The sequence below is a fragment of the Geobacter sulfurreducens PCA genome (genome assembly GCF_000007985.2).
Lineage (GTDB): Bacteria > Desulfobacterota > Desulfuromonadia > Geobacterales > Geobacteraceae > Geobacter > Geobacter sulfurreducens.
In genome coordinates this window covers 1,596,453-1,622,477 of sequence record NC_002939.5, presented here as the reverse complement: position 1 = coordinate 1,622,477, position 26,025 = coordinate 1,596,453, and the positions used below count along the sequence as shown (strand labels likewise).

Annotated in this window: 25 protein-coding genes and 2 tRNA genes; 3 read left to right on the top strand and 24 right to left on the bottom strand. The window is 57.9% G+C overall.

The features are described from left to right. Together GS_RS07370 and GS_RS07365 are read left to right on the top strand one after the other, a co-directional pair. Positions 1–1,119 carry an HlyD family secretion protein gene (locus tag GS_RS07370; protein ID WP_010942127.1) on the top strand — a complete coding sequence of 373 codons (1,119 nt, stop codon included), beginning with the start codon at positions 1–3 and terminating at the stop codon, positions 1,117–1,119. 12 nt (positions 1,120–1,131) lie between these two features. Continuing rightward, entirely contained in the window at positions 1,132–2,685 is a 1,554-nt protein-coding gene (locus GS_RS07365) for an MDR family MFS transporter (RefSeq protein ID WP_010942126.1), read from the top strand. 6 nt (positions 2,686–2,691) lie between these two features. Here GS_RS07365 and GS_RS07360 read toward each other — a convergent pair whose 3' ends face one another. The 18 genes from GS_RS07360 to GS_RS07275 form a co-directional block, all read right to left on the bottom strand. Then, entirely contained in the window at positions 2,692–3,318 is a 627-nt protein-coding gene (locus tag GS_RS07360; RefSeq protein ID WP_010942125.1) for a TPM domain-containing protein, read from the bottom strand. Between the two features lie 16 nt (positions 3,319–3,334). After that, positions 3,335–4,204 (bottom strand): TPM domain-containing protein, encoded by an 870-nt coding sequence (locus GS_RS07355; RefSeq protein ID WP_010942124.1) that lies wholly within the window; start codon positions 4,202–4,204, stop codon positions 3,335–3,337. Positions 4,205–4,230: 26 nt separating this feature from the next. Continuing rightward, on the bottom strand, positions 4,231–4,815 hold the full coding sequence (locus GS_RS07350) for a LemA family protein (RefSeq protein WP_010942123.1): 585 nt from the start codon (positions 4,813–4,815) through the stop codon (positions 4,231–4,233). A 26-nt stretch (positions 4,816–4,841) separates the two neighbouring features. Continuing rightward, entirely contained in the window at positions 4,842–5,135 is a 294-nt protein-coding gene (locus GS_RS07345) for a SemiSWEET family sugar transporter (protein ID WP_010942122.1), read from the bottom strand. After that, on the bottom strand, positions 5,132–5,899 hold the full coding sequence (locus GS_RS07340) for an RNA methyltransferase (RefSeq protein WP_010942121.1): 768 nt from the start codon (positions 5,897–5,899) through the stop codon (positions 5,132–5,134). The genes GS_RS07345 and GS_RS07340 overlap by 4 nt, the downstream gene beginning before the upstream one ends. 18 nt (positions 5,900–5,917) lie before the next feature. Further along, complete coding sequence (locus GS_RS07335) at positions 5,918–6,532, bottom strand: DedA family protein (protein ID WP_010942120.1); 615 nt, start codon at positions 6,530–6,532, stop codon at positions 5,918–5,920. A gap of 108 nt (positions 6,533–6,640) precedes the next feature. Beyond that, complete coding sequence (locus GS_RS07330; RefSeq protein ID WP_010942119.1) at positions 6,641–7,378, bottom strand: hypothetical protein; 738 nt, start codon at positions 7,376–7,378, stop codon at positions 6,641–6,643. 33 nt (positions 7,379–7,411) lie between these two features. Next, positions 7,412–8,374 carry a PATAN domain-containing protein gene (locus GS_RS07325; protein ID WP_010942118.1) on the bottom strand — a complete coding sequence of 321 codons (963 nt, stop codon included), beginning with the start codon at positions 8,372–8,374 and terminating at the stop codon, positions 7,412–7,414. A 74-nt stretch (positions 8,375–8,448) separates the two neighbouring features. After that, a complete protein-coding gene (locus tag GS_RS07320; protein WP_010942117.1) occupies positions 8,449–9,624 on the bottom strand; it encodes an HD-GYP domain-containing protein in 1,176 nt (391 codons plus the stop codon). Positions 9,625–9,779: 155 nt separating this feature from the next. Beyond that, positions 9,780–10,328, bottom strand: a complete 549-nt coding sequence (locus GS_RS07315) for a 2-oxoacid:acceptor oxidoreductase family protein (RefSeq protein ID WP_010942116.1) — start codon at positions 10,326–10,328, stop codon at positions 9,780–9,782. 25 nt (positions 10,329–10,353) lie between these two features. Further along, positions 10,354–11,175, bottom strand: a complete 822-nt coding sequence (locus tag GS_RS07310; protein WP_010942115.1) for a 2-oxoacid:ferredoxin oxidoreductase subunit beta — start codon at positions 11,173–11,175, stop codon at positions 10,354–10,356. A 2-nt stretch (positions 11,176–11,177) separates the two neighbouring features. Continuing rightward, entirely contained in the window at positions 11,178–12,311 is a 1,134-nt protein-coding gene (locus GS_RS07305; RefSeq protein ID WP_010942114.1) for a 2-oxoacid:acceptor oxidoreductase subunit alpha, read from the bottom strand. Positions 12,312–12,334: 23 nt separating this feature from the next. Continuing rightward, positions 12,335–12,529: a 4Fe-4S binding protein gene (locus GS_RS07300; protein WP_010942113.1), complete on the bottom strand. Its 195-nt coding sequence runs from the start codon at positions 12,527–12,529 to the stop codon at positions 12,335–12,337. Between the two features lie 194 nt (positions 12,530–12,723). Beyond that, positions 12,724–13,677, bottom strand: a complete 954-nt coding sequence (gene mdh, locus GS_RS07295) for a malate dehydrogenase (protein WP_010942112.1) — start codon at positions 13,675–13,677, stop codon at positions 12,724–12,726. A gap of 43 nt (positions 13,678–13,720) precedes the next feature. Continuing rightward, on the bottom strand, positions 13,721–15,943 hold the full coding sequence (locus tag GS_RS07290) for an NADP-dependent isocitrate dehydrogenase (protein ID WP_010942111.1): 2,223 nt from the start codon (positions 15,941–15,943) through the stop codon (positions 13,721–13,723). Positions 15,944–16,245: 302 nt separating this feature from the next. Beyond that, the gene (locus tag GS_RS07285) at positions 16,246–16,935 is read right to left on the bottom strand and encodes a LysM peptidoglycan-binding domain-containing protein (RefSeq protein ID WP_010942110.1); all 690 of its coding nucleotides are present in this window, start codon (positions 16,933–16,935) and stop codon (positions 16,246–16,248) included. Positions 16,936–16,948: 13 nt separating this feature from the next. After that, entirely contained in the window at positions 16,949–18,733 is a 1,785-nt protein-coding gene (gene aspS, locus GS_RS07280) for an aspartate--tRNA ligase (protein ID WP_010942109.1), read from the bottom strand. Positions 18,734–18,897: 164 nt separating this feature from the next. Further along, positions 18,898–18,973, bottom strand: a tRNA-Ala gene (locus GS_RS07275). 124 nt (positions 18,974–19,097) lie between these two features. Between GS_RS07275 and GS_RS07270 the strand changes: the two genes are divergently transcribed. After that, positions 19,098–19,184: transfer RNA gene (locus GS_RS07270), tRNA-Leu, on the top strand. 114 nt (positions 19,185–19,298) lie between these two features. Here the strand turns inward: GS_RS07270 and rlmB are convergent. The 6 genes from rlmB to GS_RS07240 all read right to left on the bottom strand — a co-directional run bounded on the left by rlmB (position 19,299) and on the right by GS_RS07240 (position 26,023). Beyond that, positions 19,299–20,036 (bottom strand): 23S rRNA (guanosine(2251)-2'-O)-methyltransferase RlmB, encoded by a 738-nt coding sequence (rlmB, locus tag GS_RS07265; RefSeq protein WP_010942108.1) that lies wholly within the window; start codon positions 20,034–20,036, stop codon positions 19,299–19,301. A 19-nt stretch (positions 20,037–20,055) separates the two neighbouring features. Beyond that, on the bottom strand, positions 20,056–20,775 hold the full coding sequence (pyrF, locus tag GS_RS07260; protein ID WP_010942107.1) for an orotidine-5'-phosphate decarboxylase: 720 nt from the start codon (positions 20,773–20,775) through the stop codon (positions 20,056–20,058). Positions 20,776–20,798: 23 nt separating this feature from the next. Next, entirely contained in the window at positions 20,799–22,511 is a 1,713-nt protein-coding gene (locus tag GS_RS07255; RefSeq protein ID WP_010942106.1) for a proline--tRNA ligase, read from the bottom strand. A gap of 16 nt (positions 22,512–22,527) precedes the next feature. Then, positions 22,528–23,589 carry a flavodoxin-dependent (E)-4-hydroxy-3-methylbut-2-enyl-diphosphate synthase gene (gene ispG, locus GS_RS07250; protein ID WP_010942105.1) on the bottom strand — a complete coding sequence of 354 codons (1,062 nt, stop codon included), beginning with the start codon at positions 23,587–23,589 and terminating at the stop codon, positions 22,528–22,530. Positions 23,590–23,677: 88 nt separating this feature from the next. Further along, a complete protein-coding gene (locus GS_RS07245; RefSeq protein ID WP_010942104.1) occupies positions 23,678–25,252 on the bottom strand; it encodes a tetratricopeptide repeat protein in 1,575 nt (524 codons plus the stop codon). 3 nt (positions 25,253–25,255) lie between these two features. Further along, positions 25,256–26,023 carry a polysaccharide deacetylase family protein gene (locus GS_RS07240; protein WP_010942103.1) on the bottom strand — a complete coding sequence of 256 codons (768 nt, stop codon included), beginning with the start codon at positions 26,021–26,023 and terminating at the stop codon, positions 25,256–25,258. Between the last annotated feature and the right edge of the window lie 2 nt (positions 26,024–26,025).

Here is a 26,025-nt window from a genome sequence, read left to right as displayed (position 1 = left end):
ATGACAACGGAACAGGAACTACCGGACCGGGGAGAAAACCGGGAAGCCCCTTCGGCCCAGACGGCGCCACAGGGCAAGGGGAGCGGCGGCAAACGGAGACGAGCGGGCATTTTCCTACTCATACTGTTCGTGGTTGGAGCGGTTATCGGTCTGCGCTGGCTCGTCCACGGCATAACGTACATATCCACGGACAACGCCTTCGTGGAATCCCACATCCATGCAGTATCCTCCCGGGTGCCGGGCACAGTCGCTGCGGTGTATGTCACTGACAACCAAGCCGTGAAAAAGGGGGATCTCCTTGCCGAACTGGATCCCAGCGACTACCGGACCCGGGTCAGCGAGGCCACGGCAGCCCTTGCCATGGCCCGCAACGAGACCTCGGGCGACTATGCCCAGGTGGAAGCGGCGCGTGCCGCGGTCGACCATGCCCGGGCGCGCCTGGCCCAGGCTGACCTGGATTTGACACGCGGTACGGCTTTGCTGGCAAAAGAGGTCATCCCCCGCGAACAGTTCGACCGGCTCGAGACAGCAAAGCGGGTGGCGGTGGCCCAGGTGCGCGAGGCAGAGGAGCAGATGCGCAAGGCACAGGCCGAGATCGGTCTGTCGGGAAGCGGTAGCCGCGAAGCCCGGGTGGCGCTACGCGATGCCCAACTAGCCACGGCGTCCCTCAACCTTTCCTACACGAAAATCCTGGCGCCCGCCGATGGTTACGTCACGCGCAAATCGGTGGAGCCAGGCAACACGGTCCAGGCGGGCCAGCCCCTCATGGCCGTGGTCGATCTCGATGACGTCTGGATCACTGCCAACTACAAGGAGAGCCAGCTTACCCACATGAAGCCGGGCCAGAAGGTCACCTTTACGGTTGACGCCTATCCTGGCCGCACCTTCTCGGGCAGGATCGACAGTATCATGGCAGGAACCGGCGCGGCCTTCTCGCTGTTGCCGCCCGAAAACGCCACGGGCAACTACGTGAAGGTCGTCCAGCGGGTTCCGGTCAAGATCGCCGTGGACAGGGCAAGCGATCCCGGCCACCTGTTGCGGGTGGGCATGAGCGTGGTGCCGTCGGTGGACGTGGAGCGCTCTCTGGGCGACATCCTCCACGGGCTCTGGCCGTTCTAGAAGGCAGGAGACGTGGAACCGGACACGAAAACCGTCAACAAGTGGCTCATCACCATCACGGTGATGCTGCCGACAATCATGGAGATCGTCGACACCTCCGTGGCGAACGTGGCGCTTCCCCACATGCAGGGGAGCCTCAACGCCGGCACCGACGAAATCACCTGGGTGCTCACCTCCTACCTGGTGAGCAACGCCGTGGTCCTCCCCATGACCGGCTGGTTTTCGCGACTCTTCGGCAGGAAACGGTTCCTCATCTCCTGCATCACCCTCTTCACCATTGCCTCGTTTCTCTGCGGCGCCGCGCCCAACCTGACAAGCCTCATCTTCTTCAGGATAGTCCAGGGCGCTGCTGGTGGAGCCCTGATCCCGAGCAGCCAGGCGATCCTCATGGAGACATTCCCGCCCCGGGAACGGGGAATGGCCAACGCCATCTTCGGCATCGGCGCCATGTTCGGCCCCATCATCGGCCCGGCCCTGGGGGGCTGGATCACCGACAACCTGAACTGGCGCTGGATTTTCTACATCAATATCCCCATAGGCATCCTGGCGGTGATCATGGCGGTCTACTTCATCTTCGACCCCCCCTATCTCCGCCGCTCAAAGCTGTCCATCGACTGGTGGGGGCTGGGGTTGCTGACCGTCGGACTCGGGGCGCTGCAGATCGTGCTCGACAAGGGACAGCAGGACGACTGGTTCAACTCATCCTTTATCACCGGCGCATCCATCATCTCGGTACTTGCGCTGATGCTTCTCATCTATGTGGAGCTCAGGCACGAGCACCCCATCGTCAACCTGCGCCTGTTCAAGGACATTTCCTTTTCCGCAGGCAATCTGATCATGTTCATGATCGGGTTCTGCCTCTACAGCTCGATCATGCTGATCCCCCTCTTCCTCCAGACGCTCATGGGCTACGATGCAACCCTGGCGGGAATGGTCCTGGCCCCAGGGGGGGTGGCCACCCTGCTGACCATGCCGTTCGTGGGGGCGATCATCTCACGCTACGATGGCCGAAAAGTGGTCTTGGGAGGGCTTCTGATTGGAGCGACCGCCATGTTCCTCATGCAACGGTTCACCCTGGAGGCATCCTACTGGGACTTCGTTTGGCCGCGCGTGGTCCTCGGCGTGGGGCTCGCCATGCTGTTCGTTCCCCTCAATACCGTGACCCTCATGCCGATTCCCAAGGAAGAGATGGGGAACGCCACCGGCATGCTCAACCTGATGCGCAATATCGGCGGCAGTGTGGGCATCGCCGTCGCGGCCACTCTTATTGCCCGGTATCACCAGTTTTACCAGAATGTCCTGGTGGAACAGGTAACGCCATACAATCTTGCGGCACAACAACGGCTCAACGTGCTCGCGGAAGGGATGCAACAGCGGGGAATGGATGGGGTGACCGCAGGGAAAGCTGCGCTCGGAGCACTCTACGGTGTTATTCAGAAACAGGCGGGGATGCTGGCATACAACCGGATATTCTGGATCGTGGGGATCGCCTTTCTCAGCGTGATCCCTTTTCTGCTGCTTCTGCGACGCCCACGTCACACGGGCGAATCCGCGGGGACGCACTGACCGCTCTCACGTCATCAGATCATCCGTCAGCTCGTTCGTATCGTCGGCCCTGCGCGGAAAATGCCTGGCCAGTTCGGCCCCGCACCCGGCAACAGCGGCGCAAAGGGCATCACAGCCTCTTCCCTCCCGTATCCCCCGGGCCAATTCACCGGCCAGTCCCTCCCAGAATCCCGGCGGTATCTTCGCGTTGATCCCCCGGTCTCCCAGAATCCAGACCTTGTGTTCGAGGAGTGATATGAAAATGAGGACACCGGTTTCCTGCCGGGTCCGGTAGAGCCCGCGCTCATAGAACGCACGCACGGCCCGCTCACGCACGGCCTCGGCAAGGCGAGCCCTGCCGACAAAGGGAAGTTTCAGGCGCGGCATCCGGCGCATGCCTGCCCGCGCTGCCGGAAACAGGACAAAGACAAGGGGGATATAGGTCCAGATGGTCACATGGTGGAGCACCACGGCAACGGCAATCGACACCAGCCCGGCCAGGAGGACCGCGCCGAGGGTTTCCGCCTCCCGGTAGCTGTCGCTCTCAGCCACCACCATGGTTACAATTTCGCCTGAAGTAGCCGCTTCTGCAGCAGCCACGGCGTTGCGGATTCGCTCCATTTCCGCGGACGAAAAAAACAATTCAGCCTTCATGCCCGATTACCTCGCCTCACCAGTCGCCCGAAGCTCCACCGCCACCGAAACCGCCACCGCCCCCAGAAAAACCGCCCCCCGACGACCAGCCTCCACCGTACCCTCCCCCAAAACCACCGCCGAGGTACGGGCCACCGCCAAAGCCTCCTCCACCCCTGCCACCGCCGCCGAACAGCGAGGTAAGCACAAGGCCGGCCACGAATCCGGCCACCGCAAGGCCGGCAAGCAAAACAAGGCCGAGCCCCGGCATGGTAAGCACGGTAACCAGCGGTAACCCGACAGCACCGGCGAGGCCGCCGAGGATACGGGAAAACGCTCCGAGAAAGACGCAGGCAACCCCGACGAAAATGAGCAGCCCCATGATGGGAGGGGCACTCTTCTTCCCCTGTTTGAGGTCGCGCGGTGCGTTGGCATACTCTCCCTTCACTACGGCTGCCATGGCCGACACTCCGGCCAGAATTCCGCCGTCGTAATCCCCCTGCCTGAAATAGGGGGCAATATCGCCCCGGATGATCCGTCCGGAGACAAGATCGGTAAGGCGTCCTTCGAGCCCCCGTCCCACCTCGATTCTCACCTTCCGCTCGGCCCGGGCAACCAGAAGAATGGCACCGTTGTCCGCACCTTTCTGTCCGATTCGCCAGGCATCGGCCACCCGGATGGAAAACTCCTCAAGGCTGTCCCCCTCCAGGGAGGGTACGGTCAACACGACAATCTGGGTCGAATCGCTCCGTTCAAGATCGGCCAGAATCTGCTCCACTCGTTGAGTTGCCTGTGGAGACAGGAGTCCGGCGTAATCGTTCACGTACCCGTGAAGTTGCGGCACGTCGCGTGCTGCAACGAGTGTCGGGAACAGAATGATGCATATGGCGAGAAGCAGGCGCTTCATGTTCAGACCGGAAATCCGGGACCTCGTCAAAACTTCACTTTAGGCGCGGCCTTGGCGCCTTCGTCTGCCTTGAACGGTTCCTTGCGTTCCAGGTGAAGCAGCAGCTTGTTCGTAAGGCTGTTGGGGAAGGTTCTGATGCTGGTATTGAAGTCCTGTACCGCCTTGTTGTAACGGGTCCGGGCTACATTGATCCGATTTTCGGTCCCTTCCAACTGGTTCTGGAGATCGAGGAAGTTCTGGTTGGCCTTCAGATCCGGATATCGTTCCACCACGACCATGAGCCGTGAGAGCGCGCTGGAGAGTTCCCCTTGGGCCTGTTGAAACTTGGCCAGGGTTTCCGGATTGTTCACGGCATCGCGGGTCACCTGCATTGACCCGACCTTGGCCCGGGCTTCGGTTACCGCCGTCAGGGTTTCAGCCTCATGCTTCGCGTACCCCTTGACCACCTCCACCAAGTTGGGAATGAGATCGGCCCGCCGCTGGTACGCCGCCTCTACGTCGCCCCACGCGGAAAATACCGCCTCTTCGTTGGCTTGCATCACGTTGTAGCCGCAGCCCGAAAGCAGCGACAATCCGAGCAGTGCTGTCACTACCATCACCAGTCGTTTCATGGGTCCTCCACCATCCTGGAATAATGTCACTCACAAGGATAATCATCAGCCGGCCGGTTGTCATCCCCCCCATAGCTCATTTTCATAACGATCACCGCACTGTTGCAGATGATCGAAACGATATTGGCGACAATGAGCGGGAGATCGCGCAGGAGCAGACCATACCCGAGCCAGAGGAACAGTCCGGTAACGAGAATCAGGGGCTGCCAGATCGAAATGTCGCGTACCCGTTTGGTTCTGAAGGCCCTGACCACCTGGGGGATGGCGGCCACACTCGTAAGGGTGCCCGCCAGAAGACCGAGCAGGGTCGTGATGGTCATGCTCCCTTCTTTCCCTTGAACTGGTCGGCGGCCCAATCGATCTGGGTCATCATCCCGCGCAGGATGGCCACCTCGCGGCTGTCCAACTCGGAGCGTGCAAAGATGCGCCGCAGCGAACGCATCAGATGGGCGGGATTCTGGGGATTGAGATACCCGATACGCATCAGGGTGCGCTCCATATGCTCGAAGAGGGGCTCCGTTTCGGCTGATCCCGCAAGGGGACGATCTTCGCCGCCCACTGTCCGGCTGCCGAGGGAGGTGAACAGCTCGTAACAGAACACCATCACTGCCTGGGCCAGATTCAAAGAACCGTACTCCTCCGACGAGGGGATCGTGGCATGCCAGCGGCACAGGGAAAGCTCATCGGTGGTCAAACCGTTATCTTCGCGGCCGAAGACCAGGGCGGCGCGGTTGCCTGCAAGATTGGCGGCAAACTTCGACACGATCTCCTTCGGTGAAAAGATCTCCTGGCGGTATTTGCCGTGGCGACGGGTCGTGGCCACGGACAGTTCCGTATCAGACAGGGCATCTTCAAGGGACTCGAATACTCTGGCCCTCTCAAGAAGATCACGGGCGGAAACGGCAAACTTGAGTGCTTCCGGGTGATCGAGACGGCACCCCTTTACGATTCGCAGTTCGCCAAGCCCCATGTTCTTCATGGCGCGACACACCATCCCCACATTGCCGGGGCTCTGCGGCTCCACCAGTACTATGGCGACCCGCTCCTTCAGGGAAACGCCTCCGGTCACTTCATGATCCGACATCGTTCTTCATTCCTCCCATCAATCGAACTCCCGTTGCCTCATTCGCCTGAGCCGTTCACGGGCGGGTCTCCTTCTCATGCGGGCATGGATAAAGTGAAACAGCCACATGCAGAAGACAAGCCCTGCAAGAATTGCCAGCAGATGCGACTCGTACCGGCTCACGTCCTCTACGAAGAGCGAAGCGCTTTTGCCGAAAAAGTAACCCGCCAGTGAAAATAGCACTGCCCAAAGAAAAGCACTGCAGAGATTCAGCCAGAGGAACCGCCGGGCGGGAAACGTGGTCATGCCGAGAATTATCGGCAAGATGATTCTGAAACCGTAGGTGTAACGCGAAACAAAGGCAACAAAGGTGCCGTAACGTTCGATAAGCCGGAGGGCCTTGCGGAACTTGCGGGCGATAAGGGTGAACACCTTCAGCAGCCAGGGCCCTTTCCAGCGTCCCAGGTAAAAGTAGAACTGATCCCCGGCAAACGCACCTCCAAGGGCGGTCAGAATGACCCCCCCGATATCCAGATACCCCTGGAACGCAAGAAAACCCGCGAGAATGAGCCCTGCCTCGCCCTCAAGGAAGGTCCAGACAAAGAGCACTCCGTAACCGTAGGTTGTCAGATATTGGCCGAGGAATTCCTGCACGCAGCCTCCGAGAGGAGTGTACCACGCTTTTCCGGCATCGTGACGTGGCCCGCAAAAGAGAAAAGGGCTTTGCCAGCCCTTTTCTCCACGTGATGTGAGAAGCAGCGATCAGCGCAGCAGCCTGAGAAGATACAGGAACGTGCCGCCGGCTGTCAGCCCCGAAGCAAGCCCGGCTGCATCATGAACCATCAGGGAAAACTGGCGGCGCCCCATGAACTGTTCCGGCAATGTGACACCCAGGTTCTGCATGATGATCTGCCAGTCATAGTCCCAGTTGTAGACCTGAAGGTACAATTCTGACCCTTTCCACAGAAAGATCGTGATAAAGACGACGCCAAAGGCGATAAAGCCGTTGGCTATCACAGAATCTCGAATCTGCAGATAAATCTTGCGAATTATATCAATGTTCACCAGCGACAGGAAAACCCAGGTGCTGTTTTCAATCATGGCGATGTTGCGCAGCACCGGATACTGGGGCTCAGGATTGGCAAAGACAAAGACCACTGACCCCACGAGAATGCCGAGAATGGACAGGTAGACGACATGCTTGCTCCCTCCCAGTTCAAGGGTTCGACTGAAGATATAATACTCCTGGAACCCGTGGGTCATGACCATGATGGCAACGGTACCGATGATGTAGTGGATCGCCTCCAGCTGGGTATACGCGGTCCAGGGAGCATCCAGCGCCTTCTCGACCACATAGAGCTGACTCAGGAAAATGAGGAAAAAGCCCATGGAAATACTGGTCCAGACCCGGGCGTTGTCGATGCTGAAGTAAAAACTTACGCATCCGGCCAGAAACCAGAAGATAATCTGAACCAGGTCAACGGTTGATATGTCTGCCATCGTTCCCTCTCGAGCGCTCCAACGATTGCATTGTCACAGCAGTGATTTCGTCCGTTCTGCGATCTCGTTTTTCATGGTCTCCAGCATCTCCCTGGTTTTGGATATGCTGGTCAGGAGCTTTGCCCCCTTCTCCACACCGGCAAGGAATGCACCAACCTGGGAACCCTCTGTGAGGGCACGACGTCCACCGCGGTCATTCAGTTCCTTCTCAACGAGCGAAGCCCCCATTTTACCGACATAGGCCATGGCTACTTCCTTGAGGTCGTCTTCAAGCTCCTTCAATGCGTCATCTGCATGCTGCTGACCAACAACCTCCGCTTCTTTCCGGATCTTTTCCCGCTCCGAGGAAAAGCGAGCCGTGGTCGACTCCCAGAGCTTGGCGATGTTGACCATTTCCAACAGGTCGTAATGCATGAGCTCTTCAGCACTCTTGGTCGACAAAACATCAATTTTGGAACCGGGCAGGCCGGCAATTTTCTGGGACTCAGAAGCAGATGTCTCTATATCGTGGGAACCATCATGGAAAAAACCGAGGGGTGCCCCTTCCTTGTAAAAGATAAGGGCTGTCCGGTCCTCGGTATATATCCTCAAACAGCCGTTGAGGCGCTGAGCTTTCATCTTTTCGAGCAAGCCCTTGATGTCGATCAGCTTGAGTTCCTGCCCCTGGTACAGCACATCGCCATGAAGCATCGCATGGAGACACATGGTGAGATCTTTGGAAAGCTTGTACACACTCAAGGCACCGCCGCCGCCAAAAATCTGGGTACATACGCCGGCAATAGCTTCGAAGCCGGTCAGCCTCTTTCCGTCATGCTCCAGCATGGCACTGATCAGCTTTCCGGCCTCAAAAAAGAAAATTGCAATAGAGGAAGGAAACGTAAAGCTGAGATAGCCGGTGAAAGAGCTGCTTTTCAGCTTCTCAAACATGTCGGGGATCTTGACCTTGGACGCCGCAATGTTCTCGTACAACGGATTCCCTTTGGGAAGAAGAAACATTCCGATCTCCTTTGTCATGCTAAAGTTTCAAGGTAAAAAATGCACGTGCGGCCCACATGAACAGCAACGCCGCCCTATACTTGCTGGTTGCGCGAACTCTGGTAGATTCGCTCAAAGAGAGGCTCTATGCGAAAGAACGTCTCAAGAACCCGAGGGTCGAAATGACTGCGTGGCGTGATCCGCTCATCGCCGTTCAAGAAGACAGCGCGCGCTTCTGCGTGGCTCAAGGCCTTTTTATAACTGCGCCTGGAACGGAGTGCATCATAGACATCCGCAAGCTTCACGATTCTACCGGCCAGCGGAATGGCTTCACCCTGCAAGCCTCGGGGATACCCGCTTCCATCCCAATTCTCATGATGACTCAGAGCAATCTCCCGTGCCACGCTCAGACGGGGAGAATCACCCAGAATCTGCTCCCCGAATTCCGGGTGAAGGCGCATAACCCGTTCTTCAGCCTCATCAAGGGGGCCGGGCTTCAGGAGGATAGCCGTCGGAACCCGAATCTTCCCCACGTCGTGCATCTGGGCTGAATAGGAAATCACCTCGACAAAGTCGGGAGAGAGATCCATATGGGCGGCAAGGGCTCCGGCATAGCGATTTACCCGTACAATATGATCACCCGTGCTCTCCTCGGCCGCCTCGCACGCCCGGGCCAATGCCTCGATGGTGTAAATGAAGGCGTGCTCGGTTTCGCGAACCATCACCGACAGCGTGACAAGGGAGCCAATGACAACCGACAGTCCGCGAAGCACATCGCCGTCGTACTCTGTGGCTTCCCCAGCGTAATTAAATGCAAGGAGCGCACCATTACTCTCGCCGCTGATCTGACATGCGACAAAGTTCCTGATAGGCTTTGCTATATGTTTGACAATGTCGGGATGAAAGATTACCTGATAGCGCTCAATCGACTCGAAGCTCTCACGCCAGTTCGACACGAGAACCTCGCTACCGAGGCGGCCCAGTGAATAAACCGAGTCGGCATCTACGAGAATTTCATCTGAACTTCTTACCAACTCTCCTGCTTGGAGCTGAAAGATCCATCCTCTGCTCGTACCACCAATGCCGTCAATGAGGAGAAAAATACTTTCCGGTCCCCGCTTGCCGCCACCACCGAGAACCCGCCGTATCGCCTCGGAGTAGAGTTCCTCACCGGAAAACCTGCGAGAGCATATGTTCTTGAGCGTGGCATCAGTGAGCCTCAGGAGTTCCTGCGTCTGCTGCAACGACAATCTGCAGAGCTCCAGCGTCATGGCAGGACTCCTGGCAAGAAAGGTCAACGCACCGTCATTTAGCGTACGTTATACCCCATAATGCCTTGGCCCGCAAGGGATTAACAGGATTTGGCCGAGAACGACAAAGGCCCGACGCATGCGCCGAGCCTTTGTCGTTCTCACATGAACAAATACTATTTTTTTGCAGCCAATGCCTTCTCGAAACCCATCTGGAAAGCTTTTCTGTTCAGCTCCACAAAAGCCTCGGGAACACGGGAAAGGACCGCCTTCTCGGCCGCCTCCTTGGACACGACGCCGGTCAGGGCAACCATGGCACCAAGAGCAACGATGTTGGCAACGATCTCACGACCGACATCGTTCTTTGCGGTATTAATGATATTAAACGCGGTCGTTTGGTAGTTGCCCGGCGGCAGCTTGGTAACGAGGTCAGAATCAACCAGCAGAACTCCCCCCTCCTTCAGGTCGGCGGAGTACTTGTCGCATGCCTCTTGCGTAAGAGCCAGCAGAGCATCGCACTGCGTAGCCTTCGGATAGTCAACCGGACCATCCGAGATGATGACTTCCGACTTGGAAGCGCCTCCCCGTGCCTCAGGGCCATAGCTCTGGGACTGGACAGCCTGCTTGCCGTCGTAGATGGAGGCCGCCTCGGCCATAATCACCCCGGCAAGAATGAGCCCTTGGCCGCCGGCACCGGAAAACCTGATTTCATATCTTCCAGACATGTATCTATCTCCTTTTATGCTCGGTTTACTTGGCACCGCCCTGGGCGCGCTCGATGACTTTCCGATACTCTTCGCAGTACTCGGGTTTGTCTTCCTTGTACAGAACGCCCGTGAGAACCTTGCCCTGAAGCTGCTCGGGCGTCATCTTCTCAGCGGCCTTGACCGGTACGGCAACTTCCTTGAGATGGTTCATCATCTCGACAACCGACCGGTACTTGTTCCGACGGCCGAAGCAGGTGGGGCAGTCGTCAAGGATTTCAACAACCGACATCCCCTTGTGCTGTACGGCTTCGACAATCAGCTTGTCGATCTGGTTGGCGTGGAACGCAGTACCACGGGCCACGAAGGTTGCACCGGCACCAATGGCAAGCTTGGCGATGTCGAAAGACGGGTCGGGGTTGCCATAGGGGGTGGTGGAAGCTTTCGCCATGTGCGGGGTAGCCGGCGAGAACTGCCCGCCGGTCATGCCGTAGATTTTGTTGTTCATCAAAATGTACGTCATGTCAATGTTGCGACGGCAGGCATGGATGAAGTGGTTGCCGCCGATAGCAACGCCGTCTCCATCACCGCCGACGCAGAAGACTGTCATTTCCGGCTTAGACAGCTTTACGCCGGTGGCGAACGCAGCAGCGCGACCGTGTGCGGTGTGGAGGGTGCAGCAGTCCATGTATCCGGGAAGACGGGAGGCACAACCGATACCGGAGACGATCGCCGTATTGTTCTTCTCGAGACCGAGTGTATCCATCGCCCTGATGAGACCCTTCATGACGATGCCGTGACCACAGCCGGGGCACCAGATATGAGGCAGTTTCCCCGGACGGATGTATTTCTCATAATTGAAAGCCATTATTACTTGACCTCCTTAATCTTGCTGAGGATTTCGCCGGGATTTACCGGTTCGCCATCCACGTGATAAATACCGAGGACAGGAGCGTTGCCTTCGATGCACCCCTTGACGACGCCATTGCACATACCAAGGCTCATCTCGGGGGTAATGAAGGCCTTTACCTTTTTGGAAAGTTCGAGCATCCGCTCCTCGGGGAACGGCCAGAAGGTCTTGAGACGGAAAAGACCCGCCTTGATGCCTTCCTTACGGGCCTCGTTCACGGCAAAACGTGCGGACCGGGAGGTCGAGCCGAAGGCGACGACGATCACGTCGGCGTCCTCACACATGAACTCTTCCCATTCCATGATTTCGTTCTTGTTTGCTTCAACCTTGCGTACCTGGCGCTCTTCCTCGGCCTGAACGATTGCAGCCTTGGTGGTGGGGAAACCATCCGCCATCTTGTTGAGACCGGTCACGTGGAAACGGTAGTCGGACCCGAACGCAGCAAGGGGAGGCACATCGCCGAACTGGGTATCATAGGGCTTGTACTGCTCGGGCGGCACGGTCGGAGCAGCACGATCGATCACCTCCAGTTCGCCCGGTTCGGGGAACTCAATACGCTCGCGCATGTGACCAACTATCTCGTCGGGCATGACGAAAACGGGTACGCGGTATTTCTCGGCAAGGTTGAACGCCTTGACGGTCATTTCAAAGCATTCCTGAACCGACGCGGGCATGAGCGCGATGGTGGCATGGTCTCCGTGAGTTCCCCACTTGGCACACATGATGTCCGACTGGGAAGGACCGGTAGGCATACCGGTGGAAGGACCGCCACGCATTACGTCAACAATAACGCAGGGCACTTCGGTGATGCATGCATAACCGATGTTTTCCTGCTTGAGGGAAAGTCCGGGGCCCGAAGTTGCGGTGAGGACCTTGACACCGGTCAAGGAGGCACCGATGATGGCGGCCATGGCTCCGATTTCGTCTTCCATCTGAATGAACTTGCCACCCACCTTGGGAAGTTCTGCCGACATCACCTCGGCGACCTCGGTCGACGGAGTGATCGGGTAACCACCGAAGAATTTGCACCCAGCGTATATGGCGCCATGCGCGGCCGCTTCGTTACCCTGTAAAAATGCTACTTTTTTTGCCACGTCACTTACCTCCTCGAGAATAGTTAAGGGGTCACCTTAATGGCGAAATCGGGACACCGCAGTTCGCACTGCATGCACTTGATGCAAGCTTCAAGGTTCTTTACCGCCACGACGAACCCTTTCATCTCCAGTACCTTTGTGGGGCAGAACTCAACACAGATGTGACACCCCTTGCAGTACTTCTCAATGATCTCAATCGTTGGAAGCTGTTTTTCCATCTAGATACGCTCCTTTACTGAAGTGGGGCCGTTACCGGCACAAAATTGCATACGTATATAGCACATACTGTATACAACTTCAACTCTCATATCTTCTCAATTGGGAACCGACCGGACTACGTCAACTCCCCCCATAAGGCAAAAGAAGGGCACAGGGCCCTTCTTTGCCTTGCTGCGTCATGGGTAACAACACCTTACTTGAGGCTGTCGACGAGGCTCTTTACCGCTGCGACCGACTTGTCCATCATCGCTTGTTCTTCTGCGTCGAGAGAGAACTCAATGATATTCTCGATACCCTTCTCGCCGAGCACGCAGGGTACGCCCACATAGTAGCCGTTGACACCGAACTCTCCCTGGAGGTAGGCACAGGTCGGAAGAACCCGCTTCTGATCCTTGAGGATAGACTCGGCCATGGCAATGGCGCTGGACGCAGGGCTGTAGAAGGCGGAACCGGTCTTGAGGAGGGCAACGACTTCGCCGCCCGCCAGACGGGTACGGTTGACCATGGCGTCCATGACTTCCTTCGCCTTCTCCTTACTGCCGTACTTGCGCTCAAGGAGTTCCATGACCGGGATACCTTTGACGCTGGCGTAGCGAACCAGCGGCACCATGTCGTCGCCGTGGCCGCCAAGAGTCATGGCGGTGACGTCCTTTACGGACACGCCAAGTTCCCAGGCGATGAAGGTGGCAAAACGGGCGGAGTCGAGAACTCCGGCCTGACCGATGACGCGGTTGTAGGGGAAACCGGTGACCTTCTGGCAGAGGGTAACCATGGCGTCCAGAGGGTTGGAAATTACAATCACGAAGGAATTGGGTGCGTACTGCTTGATCCCCTCGGCAACCGACGTCATGATCTTGGAGTTGACCTCGATGAGGTCGTCACGGCTCATGCCGGGCTTACGGGGAAGGCCCGCAGTCACGATGACAACGTCGGCGCCAGCGATATCCTCGTAGCTGTTGGTACCCTTCAGGCAGACGTCAAAGCCGTCAACAGGAGAAGCTTCGGCGATATCCAGGCATTTCCCCTGGGGAAGGCCTTCTACGATATCGAACAGGACGACGTCGCCAAGTTCACGGAGAGCGCAGAGTTGAGCAAGCACACCACCGATCTGGCCACCACCAATGAGAGCAATCTTCTTACGTGCCATACTGATCTTCCTCCTTTAGCAGATATGTGTACTTCCTACGTCACTAGATAGCGTCGATAATCGCGTTGAGAGCGGCGCTCGGGCGCATTGCCTTGGCAACCTTCGCTGCATCCGGATGATAGTAGCCACCCATGTCGACCGGCTTACCTTGGGCACCGATCAGTTCCTCGTTGATTTTAGCCTCGTTCTCTTGGAGCTGCTTCGCAATGGGAGCGAATTTAGCCTGGAGCTCCGCATCCTTGGTCTGAGCGGCCAAAGCCTCAGCCCAGTACATGGCGAGGTAGAAATGGCTTCCACGGTTGTCGATCTGGCCGACTTTGCGAGCAGGCGACTTGTTGTTGTCAAGGAACTTGGCGATTGCCTGGTCGAGAGTTTCAGCCAGAACGAGAGCCTTGTCGTTCTTGAAGCTGGTGCCGAGATGCTCGAGAGAAGCGGCGAGGGCCGAGAATTCACCAAGAGAATCCCACCGCAGGTACCCCTCCTTGACGAACTGCTGAACGTGTTTCGGAGCCGAGCCGCCGGCACCGGTCTCGAACAGACCGCCACCTGCCAGCAGAGGGACGATGGAAAGCATTTTGGCACTGGTACCGAGCTCAAGGATGGGGAAGAGGTCGGTCAGGTAGTCCCGAAGAACGTTACCGGTTACGGAAATGGTATCCAGGCCCTTGCGGATACGCTCCAGCGAGTAACGCATGGCTTCGACCGGCGGGAGCACTTTGATCTCAAGCCCCGTGGTATCGTGATTCTTGAGATAATTTTCCACCTTTGCGATAACCTGCGCATCATGAGCCCTGCTCTTGTCCAGCCAGAAAATGGCATGCGCGCCGGTAGCCCGAGCACGATTCACAGCCAGCTTGACCCAATCCTGGATCGGAATGTCTTTCACGCGGGACATACGCCAGATATCGCCCGCCTCCACCTGGTGCTCCATCAGCACCGTACCGTCGGCAGTAACGACGCGTACCGTACCGTCGGCGGGAATTTCAAAGGTGGTGGGATGCGAGCCGTACTCTTCAGCCTTCTGGGCCATCAGACCAACGTTGGGCACCGAACCCATGGTTGCCGGGTTGAAGGCACCATGCTTCTGGCAATCTTCAATGATTTCCCGATACATCGTAGCATAACAGCGATCAGGAATCATTGCCTTGGTGTCATGCAGCTGGCCATCGGGGCCCCACATCTTACCACCGTCACGCACTACAACCGGCATGGATGCGTCAACAATGATATCGTTGGGCACGTGCAGGTTGGTGATGCCCTTGTCAGAATCAACCATCGCCAGCTTCGGACGCTTACCGTACACAGCGGCGATATCAGCTTCGATCTCGGCCCGCTTGGCCGCCGGCAGCGACTCAATTTTTTTGTAAAGATCACCCAGACCCATATTAGGATTGACGCCCAGTTGCTTAAAGGTGTCGGCGTGCTTATCAAACACGTCCTTGTAGAACACAGAGACAGCGTGACCGAACATGATGGGATCGGACACCTTCATCATGGTGGCCTTCAGGTGCAGGGACAGCAGCAGGTCCTTATTCTTGGCATCTTCAATCTGCTCTGCATAGAACTGGCACAGAGCCTTCTTGCTCATGAAGGTACCATCAAGAATTTCGCCCTTGGAGGCGGTCAGCTTTTCCTTGAACGCTGTCACCTTCCCATTTTTATCAACAAACTCGATCTTGAATTCACCACCATTTCCCACGGTCACAGATTTTTCATTACCGTAGAAATCGCCGCCGGTCATGTGAGCCACATGAGCCTTGGAATCGGGACTCCAAGGGGACAGCTTGTGGGGATTTTTCTTGGAGAAATTCTTGACCGAAAGCGGGGCGCGCCGGTCGGAGTTACCTTCACGCAGCACAGGGTTGACGGCGCTGCCCAACACCTTGGCGTAGCGCTCCTTGATCTCCTTTTCCGCATCGTTCTTGGGATCTTCCGGGTAATCAGGAACATTGTACCCTTGATCCTGCAACTCCTTGATGGCCTCTTTAAGCTGGGGAACGGAGGCACTGATGTTGGGGAGCTTAATAATATTCGCTTCAGGGCTCTGGGTAAGCTCACCCAGTTGAGTCAGGAAATCAGGAATTTTTTGTGCGTCAGTCAGGTTTTCCGGGAAGTTGGCAATGATTCTGCCGGCAAGAGAGATATCCCTGGTTTCAACCTCTACACCCGTTCCCTTGGTAAATGCCTGAACAATCGGGAGCAATGAGTACGTTGCCAGTGCGGGCGCTTCATCAATTTCCGTCCAGATAATCTTGTGCGTTGCCATATTCTCTCCTTGGTTTTTTTACTAACGTCGCCTGAGGCCTAATGACAAACCAATCCACAGATTTTCACCATGGCCATTTCCGCCGCCACAGTCTTACATTTTTACAGCAACGACCTACAACCCTGCCAACTCAACCAACTTACATGAAATAAGCCTAACATACTCCAAAATCAGTTTGTATACAGTATACAAAAGGTTAGTTGCTGTCAAGAAAAAATCCTTTTCCGTATACTACAAAAAAGCCAACGGGTTAGACGCAAAAAAGCCGGGAAAATCCCGGCTTTCTGTCTCTTCCCACGTGATCAGGGCGCTGGTCGCTCCTGCGCGTAACGCCTTGCCTCCGCGAGGTCATCACGTGAGATATTTCGAGGAATTCTGAGTACCTGTCCAGGCCATATTCTACCAGGGTCACGTATCTGATCGCGGTTGGCACGGTACAAGAGAGGCCAGAGCGCTGCATCGCCGTAAACGTCAGGCTGTGCGGCGATTTGCGGAAGGCTTTCGCCACGCTTTACCGTATGGTGGAGCGGAAACGACCTGACCTCTTTTTCTTTCTCCTTGTCACGGACAGGCTGAGGAGCTCTTTCGATTCGCTTTTTCTCTTCCTTTTCCTTTTCCGCAAGTTCGCGTTTCAGTTCTTCGAGTGCCTTCTGGCGCTCACGAGCAAGCCGCTCGTTCTCGCTCCGCACCTGCATCGCCCGTTCATGTTCACGCTCACGGGCGATGCTCCGCTCCACGGCCTCGCTTTTGCGAATGGCCAGCAGATAATAGCTGTCGGCCAGCTCATGCTCACCACTCTGCATGAGCGCGTCCCCATCGACAATGGCCTGTTGAAGACTAGCCAACTCCGGAGGTGCATACTTCTCCGCCCCCATCATCTTTACAGCAGAAAGCCTGGCGAGAGCATCAATCCGGTAGACCGGCAGGTGTGAGGCGCACCCCGCAAGAACCGCAATGGTCACAAGTGCGGAAATGCCGGCACGGACCTTCATAGGGAATCCCCGATCACTGCTTGACCGTCACCTTGATGGCCAACTCCCTGAGCTGCTTAGAATCAACCGGCGACGGGGCGTCGGACATGAGACAAGCACCCTTCTGCGTTTTGGGGAACGCAATAACGTCTCGGATGGAGTCACTGCCAGTAAGAAGCATTATGAGTCGATCCATGCCGAAGGCAATGCCTCCGTGCGGAGGTGTGCCGAATTCCAGAGCATCCAGAAGGAATCCGAATTTGGCGCGGGCCTCTTCCTCGGACAGGCCGAGCATCCTGAACATCAGTGACTGGATGTGCTGTTGATGAATCCTGATACTACCGCCACCGATCTCGTTACCATTGAGAACCAGGTCGTAGGCCTTGGCACGGCAGGCCCCGGGGTCTGACTCGACCTTGTCGAGATCTTCGTCCATGGGTGCGGTGAAGGGGTGATGGACAGCGGCCCAACGCTTCTCCTCCTCGTCCCACTCCAGCAACGGGAAGTCAGTGATCCAGACAAATTTGAAGGTCCCCTTGTCGACGAGTCCGAGAATCTGGGCCAGTTGATTGCGGAGCTTGCCCAGCGAGTCATTGACGACCTTCGGCTTGTCGGCCACAAAAAGGAGAAGGTCGCCTTCCTCGGCTCCGAAAGCCCTATTCATATCGGCAATCTCTTGGGCGGTAAAGAACTTGGCTATGGGAGAGTGCCATTCTCCTCCCTCGATCTTGACATACGCGAGCCCCTTGGCTCCATAAATCTTGACGAATTCGGTAAGGTCGTCGATCTCCTTGCGGGAGAAGCGTGCGCAGCCCTTGGCGTTGAGCCCCTTGATGATACCCCCGCCGGCGGCCACATCGGCGAAAACCTTGAAGCCGGATCCTTTGACGATGTCTGTCAGCTCCACCAATTCAAGGCCAAAACGGACATCGGGGTTATCGACGCCGTAGCGGCGGATCGCCTCGGCATACGTCATGCGCGGGATCGGAAGCTGAACGTCAATCTCCTTTGCCTCCTTGAAAATTCGCGCGATCAAGCCTTCCATGACGGCAATAACGTCATCGCGATCAACAAAGGAAAGCTCACAGTCGATTTGCGTAAACTCCGGCTGGCGATCGGCCCGCAGGTCTTCGTCCCGGAAGCAGCGAACGACCTGGAAGTAGCGATCAAAACCCGAAATCATGAGAATCTGCTTAAATATCTGGGGCGATTGAGGGAGAGCGTAAAAGTTGCCTTGATTGATCCGGGACGGCACGAGGAAGTCCCTGGCGCCTTCGGGGGTCGACTTGGTGAGGAACGGAGTTTCAATCTCCAGAAAACCGTTTTCGGTCAGATACTGGCGGGTAACCTGGCTAACCCGGGAACGAAGAATCAGGTTCTGTTGAAGAGGCGTACGGCGCAGATCGAGATAACGATGCTTGAGGCGCAGGTTCTCGGCCACATCGACATAATCATCAAGCGTAAAGGGAAGCGCCTTGGAACGGTTCAACAACTTGCACTGGGTGACGAGAATCTCCACTTCTCCCGTTTTCATGTTCGGATTGACGGTCCCCTCGGGGCGCGGAACAACCTCACCCTTAATGGCCACGACGTATTCGTTGCGGACGGCCTCGGCCTCCCGATGGGCCTCTGGCGCCTTGGCGGGATCGAAAACAATCTGGGCAAGCCCTTCCCGGTCGCGAAGATCGATAAAAATGAGTCCGCCGTGGTCACGACGGCGCATCACCCAGCCCATGAGCGTCACCTGCTTGCCCACATCGGCTTTGGTCAAGGTTCCGCAGAGGTGAGATCGTTTCCAGTCGCCAAGCATATCGGTCATCGGTAAAAACCTCCTGTCTCGTCACTTAAAAAACCGGTCAAGTATACTGAAAGCGCAAATCTACTTCAAGGAATAATAGACTGCCGACGCACAAGGGAAAGACCTTGACAGATGCACCATAAGACGCAAAAAGGGGTTGGCCTTTCGGCCAACCTTCTGTGTTTTGGTGGAGCTGATCAGGATCGAACTGACGACCTCTTGAATGCCATTCAAGCGCTCTCCCAGCTGAGCTACAGCCCCGTTCAAAAGAGACCTGATTTATACCAAACAGGTCGAGGGGTGTCAACACATTTTTTATCACCTGCGCAGAGGGCATTTCCCCTTGACGCTCCGCCGACCTTGCATCTATAATCCGAACACTTTTGCCGGAGTGGTGAAACTGGTAGACGCAGCGGACTCAAAATCCGCCGGGGGCAACCCCGTGTCGGTTCGATTCCGACCTCCGGCACCAGCTAAAAAAGGGCTTCCCGATGGGGAGCCCCTTTTTTATCAACAACCTTATTCACAAGCTATTTGACACAATTTAACACAAAACCTTTCCCCATTCAGACACGCGTACACAGCGTCAAGACAGACGCTGTCGCACCACCTCGAAGAGGACAACGCCCCCCGCCACTGAGGCATTGAGCGAGCTAACCCCTCCTTTCAGGGGGATAGCCACGAGGAAATCGCACTTCTTCCGCACGAGGGGCCTGACCCCCTCCCCTTCACCGCCGATCACGATGACGACATTGCCGGTCAAGTCATGACTATAGAGTGACGAGGCCGCACTGTCGGCAGTGCCGAATGCCCAGAACCCTTCTTCTTTGAGAGTTTCCAGCGCCTGGACGACATTCGTCACCTGGGCCACCGGAATCGTCTCTGTTGCGCCGGCAGAAATCTTTTCAACCGAAGCGGTTACGCCGGCGGCCCGGTCTCTGGGGATAATGACGCCATGGGCTCCGGCACAGGCGGCGCTTCGGATGAGCGCTCCCAGATTGTGCGGGTCCTGTATTCCATCCAAAACAAGAATGAGTCCCGGCTCCCCGGAGGATTGCCATGAGGCGATGATGTCTTCAAGAGCGGCGTACGCAAAGCCTTCGACTCGCAGGGCAACACCCTGATGGTGGTCGGTACCGCAGAGACGGGCAAGGTCGCGCTTGTCGCGCGTTCGGACCGGCACCCCCCTTTCAGCGGCAAACGCGAGCAGTTTCTCCGTGCGCCGGTCGTGGGTCTCCCGGGAAACGAAAAGTTCGAAGGCCCTCCGCGATCCGCGCAGGGCCTCCATCACACTGTTGATTCCGTACAGAATTTCTTCTTTCACGCTGTGGTTCCTTTTTCCCTCAGCCGGCCATGATCTCGTCGAGAATCATTTCGGCTGCGCCGGCCGGGTCAGGGGCGTCGCCGATCGGGCGGCCGATAACGAGGTAATCCCCCCCTGCCCTGACCGCTTCAGCAGGAGTCATGACCCGCTTCTGGTCGTTGAGAGCGGCGAAGGCCGGGCGTACCCCCGGCGTGACGATGAGGAAATCGGGACCGCATGCCTCGCGGATAAGGGGGATCTCCCGCGGTGAAGCGACCACGCCGTCGATGCCGGCCTTCCTGGCCAGGGTGGCGAGCCGCACGACCATCTCCTCCACCGGCGATTCGATCCCCACCTGGCGCAGGGTCTCTTCGGTTGAGGAGGTAAGGATGGTAACGGCCAGCACCTTCGCTCTCTCCCCCCCCTTGAACTCCTTGTCCAGCGCCTCCACCGTGCGGGCCATCATCTCGTACCCTCCCAGGGCATGGAGGTTGAAGAGTTTTACTCCCAGCCGGGCTGCCTCAAGGGAGGCCATGGCAACGGTGTTGGGAATATCGTGGAACTTGAGGTCCAGGAAAACCTCTCCGCCGAATTTCTGGATCATCCGGACCGTGGCCGGCCCGCAGGCGGTGAACAACTGCTTGCCGACCTTGAACATGCCCACCCGGTCGGACAGGGTTTCGGCCCAGTACTGGACATGGGCGAATTCACTGGAATCGAGGGCGAAGATAACCTTCTCCCGCGCTTGATCTCTTGTCATAACGGTGATATCTCCTTGTACGGTTACCGGCCGAGGGCTTCGGCCACGATGTTCCGGACCTTTTCCACCGCGCCGGCCAGCGGAAGCAGTTCCACCTCGCCGGTCCTGCGGCTCTTGAGCTCCACCTTGCCGTCGGCCAGATTCTTCGAGCCGACCACCAAACGGAGGGGTATGCCGATGAGATCGGCGTCCTTGAACTTGATGCCTGGGCGCTCGTCGCGATCGTCGAAGAGCACCTCCACCCCTGCGGCGCGCAGGTCGAGATAGAGTGACTCACAGGCGGCCATGACCTCTGCGTCCTTGGTGTTGACCGCCGAGACGATGCAGTGGAACGGGGCAATGGGAATGGGGAAGATGATGCCGTCGGCATCATGGTTCTGCTCGATGCAGGCGGCCACGGTCCGGCTGATGCCAATACCGTAGCACCCCATGAAGATGATCTGCTCCTTGCCGTCGGCGTCCAGGTAGGTGGCGCGCAGGGCCTCCGAATACTTGGTGCCCAGCTTGAAGACGTGCCCCACCTCGATGCCTCGCCACAGTTCGAGGTGTCCCGCCTCGCAACGGGGACAGGGGTCACCGTGGACCACGTTGCGGATGTCGGCATACTGAGTCGGGGTAAAGTCGCGGCCGATGGTGACGTTTTTCAGGTGCAGATCGCCGGCATTGGCTCCGGTAACGAAGTTCTTCATCCCCTGGACGGCCAGATCGGCAACGATCTTGATGTTCAGCCCCACCGGGCCGGCAAAGCCCACGGGAGCGCCGGTTACCCTGGTCACCATTTCCTCGTTGGCCATCTCCAGGGTCTCGCAACCCAACAAATGTTTGAGCTTGATCTCGTTCAGGTCGTGATCGCCGCGCACGAGGGCGGCCACGGGTGTACCGTCGGCCACTACCAGCAGCGTTTTCACCAGGGCGGACGAGGGGATGCCGAGGAAGGCCGTTACCTCTTCGACACTCCGCTTGGCCGGTGTCTCCACCTTTTCCAGAGGGCGCGGCTCGGCATGCTCGGCAGGGGCGGGTCGGGCCTCGGCCTTTTCCACGTTGGCGGCATACTCGCACTGGGTGCATGAAACAATGGCATCCTCGCCCGAATCGGCAAGCACCATGAATTCGTGGGACGACGAACCGCCGATGGAGCCGGTATCTGCCTCCACTGCCCTGAATTTGAGGCCGCAGCGCTGGAAAATCCGGCGATAGGCCTGGTACATCTTGTCATAGGAAAGATCCGAAGCGGAGCTGTCGACGTCGAAGGAATAGGCGTCCTTCATGATGAACTCGCGCCCCCGCATGAGGCCGAACCGGGGGCGGATCTCGTCCCGGAACTTGGCCTGGATCTGGTAGAGGTTGAAGGGCATCTGCCGGTAGCTTTTCACTTCACGGCGGACAATGTCGGTGACCACTTCCTCATGGGTGGGTCCGAGACAGAATTCCGCATCCTTGCGGTCCTTGAAGCGCAAAAGTTCCTTGCCGTACTGTTCCCACCGGGTGGATTCCTGCCAGAGCTCGGCCGGTTGTACGCTCGGCATCAGCAGCTCGATGGCGCCGGCGCGGTCCATCTCCTCGCGCACGATTGTTTCCACTTTGCGGATGGAGCGCAGTCCCAACGGCAGATAATTGTAGATGCCCGCGGCAAGTTTACGGATCATACCGGCCCGGAGCATGAGCTGGTGAGAGACCACCTCGGCGTCGGACGGGGTTTCCTTGAGGGTGGGGATGAAGTAGTTGGTGTAACGCATCGACTAACCTCGGAAATTAGTGTTTTTCAGCGAGTATCTTTTCGACTTCCGCAATCAGCGCATCGGCCATGTCGGCCTCCGGCACCTTGCGGACGATTTCCCCGTTGCGGAACAGGAGCCCCTCGCCCCGTCCGCCGGCAATCCCCACGTCGGCCTCGCGGGCCTCGCCGGGTCCGTTCACGACGCATCCCATGACCGCCACGGTGAGATGGGCGTCGATGCCGGCGAGACGCTTCTCAACCTCTTCGGCCACCCCGATGAGGTTGATCTGGCAACGGCCGCAGGTGGGGCAGGAGACAAGATTAATCCCTTTTTGTCTGAGATTAAGCGCCTTGAGGATCTCGAAGCCGACCCGCACCTCGTCCACCGGATCACCCGTGAGGGATACCCGGAGCGTATCGCCGATGCCGTCGGCAAGCAGGATGCCAAGCCCCACGGCTGACTTGATGGTTCCGGAGAACATAGTGCCCGCTTCGGTAATGCCGATGTGAAGCGGATAGTCGATCCGTTGGGCCAGAAGCCGGTAAGCCGCCACCGTCTTGGGTACGTCCGATGCCTTGAGAGATATCTTGATCTGATCGTAGCCGAGTTCTTCGAGAATACGCACATGGCCAAGGGCCGACTCGACCATGGCCTCGGCGGTCGGGTGGCCGTATTTCTGAAGAAGCTCCTTTTCTAGAGAGCCGGCATTGACGCCGATGCGGATGGGTACCAGCCGTTCCCGGGCCGCTGCTACAACCTCTTCCACCTTCCACCGTTCGCCGATATTGCCGGGATTGAGACGCAGGCCGTCAATTCCCCCCTCCAGTACCTTCAGGGCAAGTTTGTAGTCAAAGTGGATGTCGGCAATAACCGGGATGGGGCTTTGGCGCTTGATGGCGCCCAAGGCCTCGGCAGCGGCCATGTCGGGGACGGCGCAGCGGACGATTTCACAGCCCGCAGCCGCCAGGGCGTTGATCTGATCAAGGGTGGCGCCCGCGTCCCGCGTATCGGTATTGCACATGGATTGCACCGAGCAGGGCGCATCGCCGCCCACCGGTACGTTCCCCACTCGGATCTGTCTCGTCTTGGCTTTCATAACGGGGCATAGTAGCCGGACATTCGGCGAAAAGTCAAGAAATCGTGCCCCGTCCGGAGGTCCGAACGGGGCATGTTCAGCCGGCTGATCAGAAGGAATAGGCGAAGCGGGTTCCGACGGAGTAGTACTCGAAACCGGAGGTGGCGCCGAGGGCGTAGTTGCCGAGCTCCCCGTTCACCTCACCCGTGAGGCGCTTGGTAAAGCGGTAGCCGAGGGTGCCGCTGAAGCCGCCGAAGATATCGTCGGTGTGATCGCCGTAGCGGTCGAAGGACTGGAATCCGCCATAGGGCTCCGCATAGAGGAAGATGCGGTCGAGTTGCCAGTCGACGGAGACAAAAAGCTGGTGAGATATGAAGTCGTTCGGATCGAAATAGCCGCCGAAGCTCTGGCGGTCGAAATTGAGGTATCGGAAGCGGTAGCCGGTCCGCACCGTGGGGTCGCCGGTGTAGAGGGTATAGGACGGAGCGATAAGCAGGTCATGGGCGCTGTTGTCGTCGGAGTAGTCGCGCCAGGAGTAACCGCCGAACAGGGTAAAGCGCTGGGTGATGCGCTGGCTGGCGCTGATGCCGGCGGAGAGGTATCTGATCCGGTTCTCCACCAGGGATGCGGTGTCGGTGAGAACGTCCTTGCGCAGGGAAAGACTTACACCGCCTCGCGCTACATCGGCGTCGGCGTTGAGGCGCCAGGTCAGGTTCATGTCGGATGAGCCGCTGTCCAAACGAGCCACGCCGATACCGGCGCCGACACCGTAGCGGCCGGCCAGGCGCAGATAACCGCCCGCATCGAGGATGTCGGCATAGGTGTCGCCGACGGTATCGTTTACCGTGAAGTGGCGGTAGGAACCGGAGAGGCTCCAGTCACCCTGGCGATGGGTGTAGGCAACGCCGAAACGGTCCGCCTTGTTGTCGTCCGAATCACCGTAGCGAGTGTATGACGCCTCGACCGTATTAGCGGTGGTATTTTCGATTTCCTCCCGGAGTCTCTTCAAGTCCCGCTCCTGGTAGGGGAATCGGGGCTTGAGGATGGCGGCATTGGCGGTTGCCTCCTGCTTGTTGCCGGTCTGGAGCTGGGCAAAGGCAAGACCCAGGCGGGTATCGAAGTCGTCACTCCCCGCCAGGATCTGTTGGTAGAGCGGCAGGGCCTGGCTACTGTTACCCTGCCAACGGAGGGCGTTTGCCTTGACCAGAAGCGCATCCCGGTCTCCGGGTCGAGCTGCTAGGACACGATCGGCCTCGGCAATGGCATCGGGCTGATCACCACGCCAGGACAGGGTTCGGGCCAGATGGGTCCGGGCAGTGGTGTTGTCCGGTTCGTCGGCAACCACGGCGCGCAACGCGAAGATCGCATCGTCCAGCCGGTTGGCCCACGAAACGGCCACTGCCATCCTGATCCGTTCAGTCGTTGGAAAGCCGTGGTCGAGCGCCAGAGCCGCGACGTACTCATCAGCTGCTTCGGCATACTGATCTTTTTCTGCGTACAGATCGCCCAACTCCTTGTGGAGCATCGCCTTTTCCCGTGCCGCGGAGGCTTGGCCGATGGTGGCGCGATAGGCTGTCACCGCCTCGTCTATCTTCCCGCCCCGGAACAGGTCGGCTGGCGCCGAAGCCAGTGCCGCACAGGGCATCACCACGAGCATGACTGCCGGGATGATCGTCTTCGTCATTCTTCATTCCCCCCTGAGATAATTACTGAACGAAACAAGGTCAAGCCGATTATCGATATTGAGCCGCGGGATCGCCCCCGGATCGGTGCCGTCATCCACATATCCCTCGTTGGAGGTAAGAATGTGCACAAATCCGGCCTGCCGGGCAATCTGAACCCGCTCGGACGTGTAGATTCCGTAGGGCCAGGCCAGAAGCGTAGCCCGCCGCCCCATCTCCCGCGCCATGGTCTTCTGAAAGAGCTCCAGATCTTCAGCCAATTCGTCGGCCGAGGCATGCCGCAACCGCTCGATGGCGTGGAGATGATAGGCATGGCACCCTACCTCCACTCGCCGCGCCGCCAGATAGCGATACTCGTCCCAGCTCAGCATGGGCCGGCGGCCATCCCGCTCCAGCCAGGTCCCCACATGACTGCCGATGACCGAAATTGCGGCCGAGAAGCCATACTGAAGCAGAAGCGGATGGACATAGTCCAGAAACGAGGCATAGCCGTCGTCAAACGTGATAACCACCATTTTGCCGGCAGTGGCTCCCCGCCCGGCCAGGGCTTCCCCCACCGTCACGGCCCGGTAGCCGGCAGCATGGAGCCACTCCATGTGGGCGGCAAAGAGCGCGGGTGAGATGGTAAAGGGATCGTGGAAATGGTTGGAGACATCGTGGTACATGAGCACCGGCACCACCGTGTCCTTCCGGGCCGAGACCGGCAGTGGGACGGCCATGGCTGCCAGCGCAGCTCCCCCGATGATCAGAAATTGTCTGCGGCTCACGTTCACGG

Coding starts and splice junctions, on each gene's coding strand:
- GS_RS07370 (WP_010942127.1), top strand. CDS start 1: ATGACAACGGAACAGGAACTACCGGACCGGGGAGAAAACCGGGAAGCC.
- GS_RS07360 (WP_010942125.1), bottom strand. CDS start 3,318: ATGAAGGCTGAATTGTTTTTTTCGTCCGCGGAAATGGAGCGAATCCGC.
- GS_RS07355 (WP_010942124.1), bottom strand. CDS start 4,204: ATGAAGCGCCTGCTTCTCGCCATATGCATCATTCTGTTCCCGACACTC.
- GS_RS07350 (WP_010942123.1), bottom strand. CDS start 4,815: ATGAAACGACTGGTGATGGTAGTGACAGCACTGCTCGGATTGTCGCTG.
- GS_RS07345 (WP_010942122.1), bottom strand. CDS start 5,135: ATGACCATCACGACCCTGCTCGGTCTTCTGGCGGGCACCCTTACGAGT.
- GS_RS07340 (WP_010942121.1), bottom strand. CDS start 5,899: ATGTCGGATCATGAAGTGACCGGAGGCGTTTCCCTGAAGGAGCGGGTC.
- GS_RS07330 (WP_010942119.1), bottom strand. CDS start 7,378: ATGGCAGACATATCAACCGTTGACCTGGTTCAGATTATCTTCTGGTTT.
- GS_RS07325 (WP_010942118.1), bottom strand. CDS start 8,374: ATGTTTCTTCTTCCCAAAGGGAATCCGTTGTACGAGAACATTGCGGCG.
- GS_RS07320 (WP_010942117.1), bottom strand. CDS start 9,624: ATGACGCTGGAGCTCTGCAGATTGTCGTTGCAGCAGACGCAGGAACTC.
- GS_RS07315 (WP_010942116.1), bottom strand. CDS start 10,328: ATGTCTGGAAGATATGAAATCAGGTTTTCCGGTGCCGGCGGCCAAGGG.
- GS_RS07310 (WP_010942115.1), bottom strand. CDS start 11,175: ATGGCTTTCAATTATGAGAAATACATCCGTCCGGGGAAACTGCCTCAT.
- GS_RS07300 (WP_010942113.1), bottom strand. CDS start 12,529: ATGGAAAAACAGCTTCCAACGATTGAGATCATTGAGAAGTACTGCAAG.
- mdh (WP_010942112.1), bottom strand. CDS start 13,677: ATGGCACGTAAGAAGATTGCTCTCATTGGTGGTGGCCAGATCGGTGGT.
- GS_RS07290 (WP_010942111.1), bottom strand. CDS start 15,943: ATGGCAACGCACAAGATTATCTGGACGGAAATTGATGAAGCGCCCGCA.
- GS_RS07285 (WP_010942110.1), bottom strand. CDS start 16,935: ATGAAGGTCCGTGCCGGCATTTCCGCACTTGTGACCATTGCGGTTCTT.
- aspS (WP_010942109.1), bottom strand. CDS start 18,733: ATGACCGATATGCTTGGCGACTGGAAACGATCTCACCTCTGCGGAACC.
- pyrF (WP_010942107.1), bottom strand. CDS start 20,775: ATGACAAGAGATCAAGCGCGGGAGAAGGTTATCTTCGCCCTCGATTCC.
- GS_RS07255 (WP_010942106.1), bottom strand. CDS start 22,511: ATGCGTTACACCAACTACTTCATCCCCACCCTCAAGGAAACCCCGTCC.
- ispG (WP_010942105.1), bottom strand. CDS start 23,589: ATGAAAGCCAAGACGAGACAGATCCGAGTGGGGAACGTACCGGTGGGC.
- GS_RS07245 (WP_010942104.1), bottom strand. CDS start 25,252: ATGACGAAGACGATCATCCCGGCAGTCATGCTCGTGGTGATGCCCTGT.